This is a genomic window from Burkholderia sp. CpTa8-5 (assembly GCF_017815045.1).
Classification (GTDB): domain Bacteria; phylum Pseudomonadota; class Gammaproteobacteria; order Burkholderiales; family Burkholderiaceae; genus Burkholderia; species Burkholderia sola.
This window is the reverse complement of record NZ_JAGIQD010000024.1, coordinates 37,713-51,920: the sequence shown is the minus strand read 5'-3', so window position 1 is coordinate 51,920 and position 14,208 is coordinate 37,713. Positions and strand designations below refer to the sequence as shown.

The following is a 14,208-nucleotide window of genomic DNA, read 5'->3' as shown; positions in this document are numbered from 1 at the left end:
GCCGCCGATTGCGGCGGCGCAATACGCGCACGGCCAGCAATGACGGGCATCCCCCGCCGGACTTGTGCGCAGCAGCGCGGCGGATGGCGCATGAGGTTTTGCGCCAGACCGTATCGGGCACGCGTCGCTTTGCGACAAGTTGACGTCCGTTCCGGCGTCGATCTATTCAGACGAAAGCGACCACCGCATGCGTCAGTAAAAAGCATGACCGTGCAAAAAGCCGGATGGCGACACCGGACGGCGCACGCCGCGATACCGCGCCAACCCCGGAAATAGGAGCATGCGCGCTGTGATACATTCCCGCAAACACGCCGATCGCGACGTTGCCGCGGGCCTTGCGCACGAGGACCCGGCCGCACGGCGCGCGCATGCCGGTTCGCCTGCCGGCCGTGCTGAAACTGCCTCGATCCGGTGTGATCCGCGATCGAAGGACGATAACGATAGTGAGAGGGAGCAAGGCGTTGAACTGGGCATTCGCCGTAATCGGCTTCATCGTGGGCGGCATCGCCGCGTTGATCGGGGATTTCTCTGCCGCGAGCGGCTCGCTGCTCGGGGCCGCCGGCGGGTTCTGGCTCGGACACGCGCTGCGGCAACGCAAGCTGCAGAAGCCGCGCGCCGCGCCCGACGCATTCGCGATCGCCGCGACGACGTCGCCCACTCCGTTACCGCTCGCCGATCGTGTCGCGCGCCTCGAAGCAACCGTCGACACACTCACACGCGAACTCGACGCGCTGCGCGCTCAACTGGCGGGCGCGAAGGCCGGTGGGGCGACCTCCGGCGGCATCGCGCAAACGGCTTCGGCCGACGCTGCGTCCGCGCCGCTGCCGGGGTACTTCCCGACACCGCCCGCGCAACAACCTGTCGCCGTGCGCGCCGACACACCGGCATCCATTTCGACGACGACGCCCGCGACACCGCCCACACCGGCCACCGCAGCACGCACCTCGGCTGCGTCCGCTCACGCCGCAGCCACCGCACAAGCCACCCCGATCCGCCCTGCCCCACCGCAACCGCCCGCGCCGCGCGAACCCGGCCTCGCCGAACGCGCGTTCGGCGCCGCGCGCGACTGGCTGCTCGGCGGCAATACGGTCGTGCGTGTCGGGATCATCGTGCTGTTCTTCGGCGTCGCGTTCCTGCTCAAGTACGCGGCCGACAACGCGATGCTGCCGATCGAATTCCGCCTCGCGGGCACGGCGCTCGCCGCGGCCGCGCTGCTCGCGATCGGCTGGCGCGTGCGGCCGCGCCGCGCCGCCTACGGCCTCGTGCTGCAAGGCGGCGGCGTCGGCATCCTGTACCTGACCATCTTCGCCGCGACCAAGCTTTACGCACTACTGCCCATCGGCGCCGCGTTCCCGCTGATGGTCGCGGTCTGCGCGCTGAGCGCGTTCCTCGCGGTGCGGCAGAACGCGCTGCCGCTCGCGTTCATGGGCAGTGCGGGCGGCTTTCTCGCGCCGATCCTGCTGTCGACCGGCCAGGGCAACCACGTCGCGCTGTTCAGCTATTACGCACTGCTGAACGCGGGCATCTTCGCGATCGCGTGGTTCAAGGCCTGGCGCCCGCTGAACCTGCTCGGCTTCGTGTTCACGTTCACGATCGGCTCCGCGTGGGGCGTGACCGCCTATCGCCCCGCGCTGTTCGCGAGCACCGAGCCGTTCCTGATCCTGTTCTTCCTGATGTACGTCGGCATCGCGCTGCTGTATGCGGTGAAACGCGAACTCGCGCTGCGACACTACGTGGACGGCACGCTCGTGTTCGGCACGCCGATCGTCGCGACCGCGCTGCAGGCGGCGCTCGTGAAAGGCATGCCGTTCGCGCTCGCGTGGAGTGCGGTCGCGCTGTCGGCGTTCTACGTCGCGATCGCCGCATGGCTCGCGCGGCGCCGCGACCGCCTCGGGCTGCTGTTCGAATCGATGCTCGCGCTCGCGGTCATCTTCGCGACGCTCGCGGTGCCGCTCGCGTTCTCGGGACCGACGACCAGCGCCGCGTGGGCCATCGAAGGCGCGGCCGTCGTATGGCTCGGCGTGCGCCAGAAACGCCTGCTCGCGTTCGGCTTCGGGCTGCTGATGCAGGTCGCCGCGGCCGGCGCGTTCTTCACGAGCCTGCTGAGTCCGGCCGACGCGACCGCGCTGCCCGTGCTCAACGGCCCGACCATCGCGATGCTGCTGATCGCGCTCGCCGGCCTGTTCACCGGCTGGTGGCTGCACGGGCGCGGCGAAGCGCGCGCATGGCACGCGTGGATGCCCGAGATCGGCGTCGCGGCTGCCGCGTGGGGGCTGCTGTGGTGGGTCAGCGGCGGGCTGCACGAGATCCTCGTCCATGCGAGCCGTCACGTCGATCTGCATGCCGATCGCTTCGTCGTCGATACGACCGCGCTGTTCGCGGCCGGTACCGCGTGGCTCGCGCACGTCGCACGCCGCCGGCTCGCGTGGCCGCTCGCCGAATGGCCCGCACTCGCGCTCACGCCGGTGCTGGCGCTGCTCGCGCTGCGCGCGTTCGATGCGCACGAAGCGCCACTGTCGGGCATGGGCGCGTTCGCGTGGCCGGTGGCCGTCGGCGCGGGGCTTGGGCTGCTGTGGCGCCAGTCGCGCGGCACGACCGGCGCCGCTGCCGCGAACGGCGCGACGCCGTCCGTTGCAACGCGCATCCTCGCGCCGCTGCATACGCTGACGTTCTGGACCGTGTGCGGGCTGCTGTCGCTCGAAGGTTTCTGGCGCCTGCGCGCGTTCGTCCCGGAAGGCGCATGGAGCTGGAGCGCATGGGCGTACGGTTTCGGCACGCTGCTCCTGCTCGTGTCGGGCCCCGGCTCCCGGCTGCGCTGGCCGGTCGCGGCGTTCCCGCGCGCATACCAGGTGTGGGGTGCGGCGCCGCTCGCCGCGCTGCTGTGGCTGTGGAGCCTCGCCAGCACGGTCAGCGACGGCGACGCAGCGCCGCTCTTCTGGCTGCCGCTGCTCAATCCGCTCGACATCGCGCAAGGTCTCGTGTTCGTCGCCTTCGCCGCGTGGCTGCGTCGCCTCAAGACGCTCGGCATCGCGTGGCATCCGCGCGTCGTCGACTATCTCGCGATCGCGACCGTGTTCCTGTGGTTCAACGCGCTGATGCTGCGCACGCTGCATCACCGCTTCCACTTCGGCTACGACGTCGACACCGTGCTGTCGTCGTTCGGCATCCAGCAGGTGTTCATGGTCGGCTGGAGCCTGTTCGCATTCGCCGGGATGTGGCTCACGCGCCGCGACGGCATCGCCCGCCTCTGCGCGCTCGCGTCGCTGCCGCTGATCGTCGTGATGTGGGCGTGGACCTTCTACGCGAACTTCACGCAGGACGGCGGAAGCTGGGCGCGCGTGCCGCTGTTCAACCCGCTCGATCTCGTGCTCGCGGTCGTCTATGCGCTCGCCGCGTCGTGGTTCGTGCGCGCACGCAAGCTCGGCTGGTCGTTCGGCGCGTATCGCGTCGAGCTGCTCAGTGCGGCCGGCGCGACCGGCTTCCTGTGGCTGAACGCGATCCTGCTGCGCACGCTGCATCACTGGGCCGGCGTGCCGTACGCATTCGGCGCGATGGCCGAATCGACGCTCGTGCAGGCATCGGTGTCCGTGTACTGGACGGTCTGCGCGCTCGCGATCGCGATCTGGGCCACGCGCCGCGGGCTGCGCCCGCTGTGGTTCGTCGGCGCCGCGCTGCTCGCGCTGACGGTCGTCAAGCTGTTCCTGTTCGACCTGTCGCACGTCACCGGCATCGAGCGCATCGTGTCGTTCATCGGCATCGGCGTGCTGCTGCTGTTGATCGGCTATTTCTCGCCGCTGCCGCCGAAGGCCGCCGCGCAACAGGACGGCCAGCCATGAAACGACTCGCCGCCCTGCTCGGGCTGAGCCTGCTCGCGTCGTTCGCGGCGGCCGACGGCGCATCGAACGCCGGGCGCGTCATGCAGCGCTTCGCGCTCGACCTCGACGGCAGCGCCGCGTATTACCAGCTCACCGTGCCGCAGCCTGTGTATGCGGCGAGCCGGCGCGACGATCTCGGCGACGTGCGGATCTTCAACGGCGCGGGCGAGCCGGTGCCGTATTCGCTCGACGCGCCGGCCGCGCCCGCCGTGCCGCCGTCGCGCGCGCCGGTGCACTGGTTCCCGCTGCCGCCCGCGCGCGCCGAGAACGGCAACGCACCGCTCGGCGTGACGGTCGGCCCGGACGGCGCGCTGCGCGCGGCCGTCGCCACCCCTTCGCGCACTCGGCACGGCGCAGACCTCGTCGACCTGTCGCATACCGACGGCAGCATCGATGCGCTGCTCGTGCACGTGAACGACGACAGCTACCAGGGGCGCGTGTCCGTCGAAGCCAGCGACGACCTGCGCAACTGGCGGCCGCTCGGCAGCACGCAGTTGCTGAAAGTCGGCCGCGGCAACGACCTGCTGGTGCAGGAGCGCATCGCACTCGACGGTGCGACGCCGCGCTACCTGCGGCTGGACTGGCTCGACGGCGCGCCGGCGATCGCGTCGATCGACGCCGACACGCATCCGCGCGACGCACGCGGCGCCGACACGGCGTCCGTGCCGCGCCAGTGGCGCGACGCCGTGCGGATACGCGCCGGCGCTGCGCCGGGCGAGTATCTGTTCGACACCGACGGCGCGTATCCGGTCGACCGCGTGCGCATCGACCTGCCGCAGCCGAACACCGTCGCGCGCGCGACGCTGCAAAGCCGCGCCGATGCGCAAGCGCCGTGGCGCGACGTCGCGGCCGCGGTGCTGTTCCGGCTGCAGGGCAAGGGCGGCGAGCAGCGCAATCCACCGTTCGAGTTCGCGGCGAATACGGATCGCGCGTGGCGGATCGTCGTCGACATGCGCAACGGCGGGCTCGGCGGCGGCCGGCCGGCGGTCGCGATCGGCTGGCATCCGGCCGCGCTGATCTTCGTCGCGCGCGGCACGCCGCCATTTACGCTCGGCGTGGGCGATGCATCGCTCATGTCGTCGGCCGTGAACCGCGACGCGCTGCTGGTCGGTATGGCGCCCGAAATACGGCCGGCCCGCGTCGGCGCGGCGCTACCCGTGTCGGCGGTCGCGCCGGTGGCAGCCGCCGATGCGGACGCCGGGCGTCGCTACGTGCTGTGGGGCGCGCTGATCGTTGCGGTCGGCGTGCTCGGCGCGATCGCGTGGCGCGTCGCGAAAGGCGGCGGCGACACGCGCAGCCGCGACGAGTGACGTCCACACGCATTTGCGAGCCGCTTGACGCGCCGGCCGGTTCCTTGGGCCATCGCCATGCGCGGTCGCACCGATTCATCGAGTGCCCGCGCCCGTCTTTACGTGAAGGCGATGCGACGCGTCAGCGGCGCGAATCGGACCCCGCCCGCCGCTCTCTGGCCACGAAGCGGCCGTGCTGACGCGGTCGCCACGGCGACGACCGGCAACTGGCCGCCCCGGCCGCGCGGCGCGCCGCGAAACCCCCGCCGCGACGCAGGCCCGACTCGCGCCGGCCCGTCGCGACGACGCGCGGCGCCCACGCATGCATGATCCACCGCACGGCCGCCACACGCGCCGCCAGCCGCGACGCCGGCGACACGCGCCGCGCGGCACGTGCAACGGGCCGCTTGCACAGGATCGCGCTGTCGTAGCGCTTGCCGGCAAAGCGCATCACGTCGACCACCTCGAAGCCCTGCGCGCCGTAGAACGCCAGCAGGTGCGAAGCCGGATGCGGCGTATCCAGCGCGAGCAACGCATAGCCGCGCAACGCGGCCCACTGCTCGGCGAACGACAGCAGCAACGCGCCGATCCCGCGACTCTGGCAAGTCGGGTCCACCGCCACCTGGCGCACGCTCGCGACGCCTTCGCGCCGATACAGCGAGCAGGCCGACGACGGATCGGTCGCATACAGCGTGGCCGTGCCGACGACACGCCCGCCGCATACGGCGACATAACACTCGCCCGCTTCCGCGCGACGGCGCGTGACGTCTTCGTCCTGATCGACGCACGTGCAGTTGAGCCCCATCGCACCGAGCCGCGCGAACGCACGATGCAGCATCGGCGTGAGTTGCGCATAGCTGTCGATTGCCGGATCGAAACGCCGGACGATCACCCGATCGGCGCACGCGGAAGGCGGCGCGGCAGGGGTGCGTTCGGCGATCGCGTTCCAGGGTATCGACATGGCCATGCTCCGTGGTGAAGATGCCCGAAGTCTAGGAGCGCGCCGGTCGCCGTCGCAAGAAAAAATGTCGTAAAAATCCGGGGTAACACGGCTGGTGGAGACGGCGAGTACGGTGCGTTTCGAAGCTGTGCGGACGTCATGCGCGAACGCATCGAAGCGCCGATCGTTGCTCGCGCAAGCAACGCACCAAGCGATGAAATCGACGCCCGGCGCGCACGCGCGTTGACACGTACCGCCCCACGCTCCAGACTCGCTGCTCCGTCACCGCATCGCGAGCGCCCATGATCACCTGCTTCCTTCGCTACGTCGTCGATCCGTACAAACTCGTCGAATTCGAAACCTACGGGAAGATGTGGATTCCGCTCGTCGAGCAGTTCGGCGGCACGCATCATGGCTACTTCCTGCCGTCCGAAGGCGCGAACAACATCGCGCTCGCGATGTTCTCGTTCCCGAGCCTCGCCGACTACGCGCGCTACCGCGAACGCTCGAAGGACGATCCGGCCTGCCAGGCCGCATTCCGCTACGCGGAGGAAACACGGTGCATCGTCAGCTACGAGCGCAGCTTCTTCCGGCCGGTGTTCGAGTAACGGACGAAACAGGCGCATCGCCGCACATCGCGCCCCGTTTTCCGGCCGAGGACGAAAAAAAGCCCCGCCAGCATCCGCGCGGCGGGGCCAACCCATGTCAGTAGAGACATCATGGAGGAGACGAGCCCATCTTATCGACCGCGGCGCACCGTCCCAACCAAGCATTTCTGCTATCGATCTGCGCGGCCGCGCACACGATTGCCCCGCCGCGCGGCATATCGATAGAACGAAAAGTCGTTTTCAGAGTGGCGGCGGGGTCGTTACCATCTGGTTTTAAGCCTGTGCTTAGCCGGGCAAGCCACTCCCAGGAGCGCCCCTTGACTGCATTCGATCAACACCGCCGCCCGTTCGTCGTCGGCATCGGCGGGACCACCCGGGCCGCATCGTCCACCGAACGCGCACTGTCGTTCGCGCTGCGCGGCGCGCAAGCCGCCGGCGCGCGCACGCGCCTGTTCGACGGCCCGTTCCTGCATACGCTGCCGCACTACGCACCCGAACACAAAACGCTGACCGACGCGCAACGCGAGCTGATCGACGCCGTGCGCGAGGCCGACGCGATCATCATCGCGACGCCCGGCTATCACGGCGGCGTGTCCGGCCTCGTGAAGAACGCGCTCGACACGCTCGAGGAACTGCGCGCGGACAGCCGCCCGTATCTCGACGGCCGCGCGGTCGGCCTGATCGTCACCGCGTACGGCTGGCAGGCGGCCGGCACCGTGCTGACGTCGCTGCGCTCGATCGTCCACGCACTGCGCGGCTGGCCGACACCGTTCGGCGCAACCGTCAACACGCTGGAAACGCGCTTCGAAAGCGCCGATAGCTGCTCGGATCCGAAGGTCGGCGCGCAACTCGAGACGGTCGGCGCGCAAGCCGCCGAATTCGCGCTCGCGTTCGCGTCGCATCGTGCGGCCTCGCATGCGGCCTCGGTCGATGCGCTCGCGCCCGTGCTGAAGGTCGCCAACCAGTAAGCTCCGCATTCCGCCGCGCCCCTTCGGTCGACACGGTTCGACGCAGGTGCGCGGCGCGTCTTCCGACGCACGGCGATGTGCCGGGCGCGTCCGTCTCGCCGCTCGAACACATCGTTGCCGCGCACCGCCCCGATAACGATTCAGCCCACCGCATGATTTGCATTGGCCGAAAGATTGGTTCACGCGGCCGGCAGGTTTTCGTACGCTGAAAGTCCGAACTTTTTGTGCGCACGCCATGAACCGTACGATCCGCTACAAGGGCTATGAAGTCGCTCCCGCTGCCGCCCGGTTGCCGAACGGGCTGTTCGCCGCCAACCTGACGATCGAACGCGCGAGCGGCGGGCCGTCGCCGCGCTCCGTGTCGTTCGACGCCATCGATTTCTTCTTCGAGGAAGAGCACGCCCTCGCGTACGCATCGCGCTGGGGCCGCCTCTGGGTCGACACGAACGCGTGACCCGCGCGGGCCGCGTGCACATGGCCGCCCGAAAATACGCGATGACGGAAGCTGTGCCAGAATCTTTCGATCCGTAATCGCATAACAATAGCCATGACCGACACGCTGCAGGAAGAGCATGCAGCCGCAGATCACGCGATGCGCAACTGGACCTTCGAGAGGCAGGGTCCGGTCCGGATCGGTTCCGATGCGCACAAGCAGATGTTCTGTCGGATGCTGCTCGACACACACAATCCGTACAAGCCGGCGGTAATCGACTGGCCGGCGCTCCAGCCGGCAGAACTCAGGCGGCTCACGTCGCTGCCGATCTGGGACATCGCGGTGCAAACGGAAGGCCGCGCGTCGATTCGCGTCGCGACCTACGCCGCGACGGTCGACGATCCGCTGTTGCGCCGCGCGCTCGAGATGGACGGCGGCGAGGAAGCCCGCCACAAGGTCGTACTGTCGAAGCTCGTCGAGGCGTACGGTATCCGGCTCGCGCCCGAGCCGGCCTATCCGGCGCCCGCCGATCCCGAATGGTCGTGGATGATGACGGGCTTCAGCGAATGCATCGACAGCTTTTTCGCATTCGGCCTGTTCCGCTCCGCGCAGCGCTCCGGCTATTTCCCGCCCGAGCTCGTCGAGACCTTCGAGCCCGTGATCCAGGAAGAAGGCCGCCATATCCTGTTCTTCGTGAACTGGTACGCATGGTACTGGCGCACGATGCCGTGGTGGCGCCGGCCGTGGTTCTTCGCACGCGTCGCGGCCGTGTGGGTGCAACTGATTCGTGACCGCATGAATATCGCGCGCGGCATCGATGCCGACGGCGCCGCGCGTGACGCGAATTTTCCGGCGACCGGCACCGCCGATATCGGCGATGCGCTGAACCCGCGCGAACTGATCGAGCTGTGTCTCGTGGAGAACGACCGGCGGATGGCCGGTTACGACAAGCGTCTGCTGCGTCCGATGTTCGTGCCGCGGATGGCGCGGCTCGCGCTGCGGTTTCTGAAGAAGTGAAGTCGGGCGCTTGCCGCGGATCATGCGGCAAGCGCCCGGATCGGCCCCCGCCCGTGGTTCGAGTGTGGCGCGCCCGATACATTCGCTCCCTCCCTCTTTTTCCTCGACACATCGAGCGCCAGCGGCACGGCAGACACATTGCCGCACGCCGGATCTGACATTTCAGACACCGCCGCTCCCGCCAACGCTCGATCTTCGACAGCCTGTCGACGCCGCACGGAACACCCGCCGCGTGCGCGCCCGCTCGACTTCCGGTATGCGCGCCGATTCCGCCTCAACACCGACGCCAACGCGATCGTCAATAGGACAAAACCGATAAATTGACGCGAATTGTTTCGTCTGCGTGTCTGTAGCACTTTTTTACAACTTCCACGGCCCGGGCAGCCCGCAACGCCCGTCCCTCGGGCTCCGGCGCCACGCGAAATGCGCAGATCAGCACAAACCAATGCACCCGACATCAGACAAATTCAATTACCAGATAACTAGTAAATACAAACACAAATTCAACACAAACCAAAATATTAATAAGTTAATAAAATATCAATAACATTATACACGGCCCCACCCTCAAACATTACAAACATGAAAGTATTCAATGGTGCGCAAACGTTTGCGCTCCGTTTCGTCTTACTTTTAGGTGGATCGATCGTGTTGCCTATCGCACACAACCATCATAAGCCATTGATTTATATGGATAATTGTCGCAACGCCAACAGTAACACGAACCCTGCCCGGCCCATCCTCATATCTTTGACATTCGTTTCTCCGCAGCACGTCAAAACGTGATGTATTAACCATTTTTTAACTTTAAAAACACTTCATTTATCACTGTTTGTCAATCTACAAAATCCGCCTCCAATAAACTCCGCCCATCAATTTTGAGATTCGCGCGAACGCACGGAGCAATCCTCTAACAAAAGAGACCGGTGTGTGGCGTGCACATTTGGAGGTAGCAGGACATGAACCGCACATACCGCTCGATCTGGAACGAAGCGCTCGGCGCCTGGGTTGCAGCATCGGAAATCGATTCGGCACGGGGCAAGCCGAACAAGTCGGCCGTCGTGGTCGCCGCCGTCGCGGCGCTGGCGATCAGCCTGCCCGGATTGGCCGAAGCCAATACGCTCAACACCCAGCAAACCTGCTTCACCGGAAGCAACAGTGCGGTCGGCCGCGTCAACCCGGGCGGTACGCAAAACCAGGCCGGCGACGGCTCCGGAACGTATTCGGTCGTCGCCGGGTGTAACGCCAACGGCAACGGTTGGACCGGTGTCACGGTGTACGGCTCGTTCGCGCAGGCGACCGGCAACGGCGCCGTCGCCACCGGCATGCAATCGTCGGCCGGCCTCTGGGGCGTCGCGGCCGGCCTCGAAACCACCGCCAGCGGCGCTGGCGCGACCGCACTCGGCTTCGGCTCGACGGCGAACGCACTGAACTCCGTCGCGATCGGCGGCGCGGGCGGCAACGGAACGACGCCGCTGTCGCAGGCAAACTCGACCATCGCATCGGGCGCAGGCGCAGTCGCCATCGGCAGCAACGCAACGAAGGGCTCGCAGTCCGCCGCGTCGGACGGCATCGCGATCGGCGGGCAGTCGTCCGTCGCATCGGCCGCCACGTCGGGCATTGCAGTCGGCCGCGGCGCAACCGTCAACGGTGCGTACGGCATCGCCCAAGGCGACGGCGCGGTTGCGGGTGTCGCGGGGAACACCTCGATAACGAATAACGTCGCAGTCGGGGCTGCAGCATCTTCGACAGGCGCCAATGCAATTGCACTGGGTGGCAGCGCCAAGGCATCCGGGGCCAACAGCATGGCAACCGGCTTCAACGCAAGCGCCACCGGAGCCACAAGTTACGCGGGCGGCTTCGGTGCGGTTGCGTCGAACACGGATGCAACGGCTATCGGCAATCAAGCCACTGCCAGTGGTGCGCAAGACACCGCCATCGGTGTGACGGCCATTGCGACGGGGGGGAACGGGGTCGCGCTCGGCAACAAGGCGGCCGCAACGGCCGGTAATGCAACCGCCGTTGGCGCGTCAGCCAGCGCGTCGGCCGGACAAGCATCGGCATTTGGCCTCGGCGCCAATGCAAGCGGCACGAACGCAACGGCGCTGGGTATCGGAACTGTCGCGTCGAATTTCGCTACGCTGGCTGCCGGCAATCAGTCGACCGCCGCGGGTTCCGCCGCTGTGGCACTGGGAAGTACTTCAACAGCGGGGGCGAATTCGTCGGTTGCAATCGGCGACACCTCGAGCGTTTCGTCGACGGCCGGTTTGGGTTCAACGGCGATTGGTTACCGTTCGACTGTCAAGTCCGGGGTCGGCGCCGTTGCGATCGGCAGTCAACAGACCGCGAGCGGTAACGGCGCGGTGGCGATCGGCGATCCGAACATTGCGAACGGCACGGGCGCCGTGACGCTGGGTGCAAACAACATCGCCGCAGGCAATGCGGCGGGAACGACAGCCGCGAACGGTGCCGTGGCAATCGGCAACAGCAACAGTGCGATCGGCCAGGGCTCGGTTGCACTGGGCAATAGCAGTACGACCACGGCGGCCGGCGGCATCGCGATCGGCGATACCGCAGTATCCGGCGCGACGAATGCACTGGCATTCGGGGCTGGCGCCAATGCGAACGTGACGGGCTCGGTTGCGCTCGGCTCAGGTGCGACCACGACCGCCGCCGCCGGTACAGCGACGGGCGGCACCGGTGCCGTCAGCAGCACGACGATCGGAAGTCAGACATTCGGGACCTATGCCGGCGCGAATTCGGCCACTGGTGTTGTGAGTGTGGGCGCCGCCGGTTCCGAGCGCCGCATCCAAAATGTGGCGGCCGGCTTGATCAGTGCAAGCAGCACGGACGCAATCAACGGCAGCCAGCTTTACGCGGTGGCCAGCACCACGACGTCGAGCATCGTCAGCTTGTCGACTTCCACGTCGACGGGCCTGTCGTCGGCTAACAGCTCGATCACTTCGCTGTCGACGTCGACCTCGACCGGCATCAACTCGCTCTCCACCGGCCTCAGCTCGGCAAACAGTTCGGTTACGTCGCTTTCGTCGTCCACGTCGACGGGGCTCTCGTCGGCGAATAGTTCGATCGCTTCGCTGTCGACGTCGACTTCGACTGGTATCAACTCGCTGTCCACCGGCCTCAGCTCGGCAAACAGTTCGGTTACGTCGCTTTCGTCGTCCACGTCGACGGGGCTCTCGTCGGCGAATAGTTCGATCGCTTCGCTGTCGACGTCGACTTCGACTGGTATCAACTCGCTGTCCACCGGCCTCAGCTCGGCAAACAGTTCGGTTACGTCGCTTTCGTCGTCCACGTCGACGGGGCTCTCGTCGGCGAATAGCTCGATCACTTCGCTGTCGACGTCGACCTCGACTGGCATCAACTCGCTGTCCACTGGCCTCAGCTCGGCAAACAGTTCGGTTACGTCGCTGTCGTCTTCCACGTCGACGGGGCTCTCGTCGGCGAATAGTTCGATCGCTTCGCTGTCGACGTCGACTTCGACCAGCATCAATTCGCTGTCCACCGGCCTCAGTTCGGCAAACAGTTCGGTTACGTCGCTTTCGTCGTCCACGTCGACGGGGCTCTCGTCGGCGAATAGTTCGATCGCTTCGCTGTCGACGTCGACTTCGACTGGCATCAACTCGCTGTCCACTGGCCTCAGCTCGGCTAACAGCTCGATCACTTCGCTGTCGACCTCAACCTCGACCGGCATCAACTCGCTCTCCACCGGCCTCAGCTCGGTCTCGACGAAGACAGACAACCTGGGTAACAGCAGCGCGTCCGCACTTGGCGGTGGTTCGACGTACGACCCGACGACGGGCACGGTCTCGGCTCCGGCGTACACCACGTACAACGCGAACGGCACGACGTCGACGGCCAACAGCGTGGGCTCGGCGATCAACAACATCAACAGCCAGGGCATCAAGTACTTCCACGCAAACTCGACCGGCGCCGACAGCACCGCGACGGGCACCGACGCCGTCGCCATCGGCACCGGTGCCGTCGCCGGCACGAACAACTCCGTCGCGCTCGGCGCGAACTCGGTGACTGCCCCGGCCAGCCCGACGAGCAGCGCGACCGTCAACGGCGTAACGTTCGGCGGATTCGCTGGCGCCACGCCGGTCGGCACCGTCAGCGTCGGCGACTTCAACAAAGAACGGCAGATCACCAACGTCGCCGCCGGCCAAGTAACCGAGACCAGTACGGACGCGATCAACGGCAGCCAGCTTTATTCCGTCGCCCAACAAGTCGGTACCGCGACCAGCGCCATTTCGTCGCTGTCGACGTCGACTTCGACGGGGCTGTCGTCGGCGAATAGCTCGATCACCTCGCTGTCCACTTCGACTTCGACCGGCCTGTCGTCGGCTAATAGCTCGATCACCTCGCTGTCCACGTCGACCTCGACCGGCCTGTCGTCGGCCAATAGCTCGATCACGTCGCTCTCGACTTCGACCTCGACGGGCCTCTCGTCGGCGAATAGCTCGATTACGTCGCTCTCGACTTCGACTTCGACCGGCCTCTCGTCGGCTAACAGCTCCATCACATCGCTCTCGACTTCGACTTCGACGGGTCTGTCGTCCGCCAACAGCTCGATCACCTCACTGTCGACTTCGACCTCGACGGGTATCAATTCGCTGTCGACCGGCCTCAGCTCGACCAACAGCTCGGTGACGTCGCTGTCGACTTCCACGTCCACCGGCTTGTCGTCGGCGAATAGCTCGATCACCTCTCTGTCCACGTCGACCTCGACCGGCATCAGCTCGCTGTCGACGGGCCTTAGCTCGACCGATAGCTCGGTGACGTCGCTGTCGACTTCCACGTCCACCGGCTTGTCGTCGGCGAATAGCTCCATCACGTCGCTGTCCACTTCGACCTCGACAGGTCTCTCGTCGGCGAATAGCTCGATCACGTCGCTCTCCACTTCGACTTCGACCGGCCTCTCGTCAGCTAACAGCTCTATCACGTCGCTCTCGACCTCGACCTCGACGGGTATCAATTCGCTGTCGACGGGCCTCAGCTCGACCGATAGCTCGGTGACGTCGTTGTCGACCTCCACGTCGACCGGCCTGTCGTCGGCG

General features: G+C 66.8%; 9 protein-coding genes. 7 read left to right on the top strand and 2 right to left on the bottom strand.

The window, feature by feature from the left end:
- Positions 1-166: 166 nt before the first annotated feature.
- Positions 167-493: a hypothetical protein gene (locus J8I35_RS34715; RefSeq protein ID WP_245170452.1), complete on the bottom strand. Its 327-nt coding sequence runs from the start codon at positions 491-493 to the stop codon at positions 167-169.
- Here J8I35_RS34715 and J8I35_RS27500 point away from each other — a divergent pair.
- Both J8I35_RS27500 and J8I35_RS27495 read left to right on the top strand, forming a co-directional pair.
- Positions 462-3,836 carry a DUF2339 domain-containing protein gene (locus tag J8I35_RS27500; RefSeq protein ID WP_209927864.1) on the top strand — a complete coding sequence of 1,125 codons (3,375 nt, stop codon included), beginning with the start codon at positions 462-464 and terminating at the stop codon, positions 3,834-3,836. The genes J8I35_RS34715 and J8I35_RS27500 overlap by 32 nt on opposite strands.
- On the top strand, positions 3,833-5,185 hold the full coding sequence (locus J8I35_RS27495) for a DUF3999 domain-containing protein (protein WP_209927862.1): 1,353 nt from the start codon (positions 3,833-3,835) through the stop codon (positions 5,183-5,185). Before J8I35_RS27500 ends, J8I35_RS27495 begins: the two co-directional genes overlap by 4 nt.
- A gap of 121 nt (positions 5,186-5,306) precedes the next feature.
- On the opposite strand, the gene J8I35_RS27490 is transcribed toward J8I35_RS27495, so the two are convergent.
- A complete protein-coding gene (locus tag J8I35_RS27490) occupies positions 5,307-6,125 on the bottom strand; it encodes a GNAT family N-acetyltransferase (RefSeq protein ID WP_050012214.1) in 819 nt (272 codons plus the stop codon).
- Between the two features lie 281 nt (positions 6,126-6,406).
- Here J8I35_RS27490 and J8I35_RS27485 point away from each other — a divergent pair, with 281 nt between their 5' ends.
- The 5 genes from J8I35_RS27485 to J8I35_RS34710 all read left to right on the top strand — a co-directional run.
- The gene (locus J8I35_RS27485) at positions 6,407-6,712 is read left to right on the top strand and encodes an NIPSNAP family protein (protein ID WP_050012213.1); all 306 of its coding nucleotides are present in this window, start codon (positions 6,407-6,409) and stop codon (positions 6,710-6,712) included.
- A gap of 317 nt (positions 6,713-7,029) precedes the next feature.
- Complete coding sequence (locus tag J8I35_RS27480) at positions 7,030-7,680, top strand: NAD(P)H-dependent oxidoreductase (protein ID WP_209927860.1); 651 nt, start codon at positions 7,030-7,032, stop codon at positions 7,678-7,680.
- 235 nt (positions 7,681-7,915) lie between these two features.
- The gene (locus tag J8I35_RS27475) at positions 7,916-8,134 is read left to right on the top strand and encodes a hypothetical protein (protein WP_006480563.1); all 219 of its coding nucleotides are present in this window, start codon (positions 7,916-7,918) and stop codon (positions 8,132-8,134) included.
- A 93-nt stretch (positions 8,135-8,227) separates the two neighbouring features.
- Entirely contained in the window at positions 8,228-9,130 is a 903-nt protein-coding gene (locus J8I35_RS27470) for a hypothetical protein (RefSeq protein ID WP_050012211.1), read from the top strand.
- 959 nt (positions 9,131-10,089) lie between these two features.
- Positions 10,090-14,208 (top strand): ESPR-type extended signal peptide-containing protein (locus tag J8I35_RS34710; protein ID WP_280884918.1); only part of this gene is annotated, 4,119 nt, incomplete at its 3' end.

Bases quoted from the DNA above. Each gene is read 5' to 3' on its own strand.
- J8I35_RS27470 (WP_050012211.1), top strand. From the start codon at position 8,228: ATGACCGACACGCTGCAGGAAGAGCATGCAGCCGCAGATCACGCGATG.
- J8I35_RS34715 (WP_245170452.1), bottom strand. From the start codon at position 493: ATGAAGCCGATTACGGCGAATGCCCAGTTCAACGCCTTGCTCCCTCTC.
- J8I35_RS27475 (WP_006480563.1), top strand. From the start codon at position 7,916: ATGAACCGTACGATCCGCTACAAGGGCTATGAAGTCGCTCCCGCTGCC.
- J8I35_RS27490 (WP_050012214.1), bottom strand. From the start codon at position 6,125: ATGTCGATACCCTGGAACGCGATCGCCGAACGCACCCCTGCCGCGCCG.
- J8I35_RS27495 (WP_209927862.1), top strand. From the start codon at position 3,833: ATGAAACGACTCGCCGCCCTGCTCGGGCTGAGCCTGCTCGCGTCGTTC.
- J8I35_RS27485 (WP_050012213.1), top strand. From the start codon at position 6,407: ATGATCACCTGCTTCCTTCGCTACGTCGTCGATCCGTACAAACTCGTC.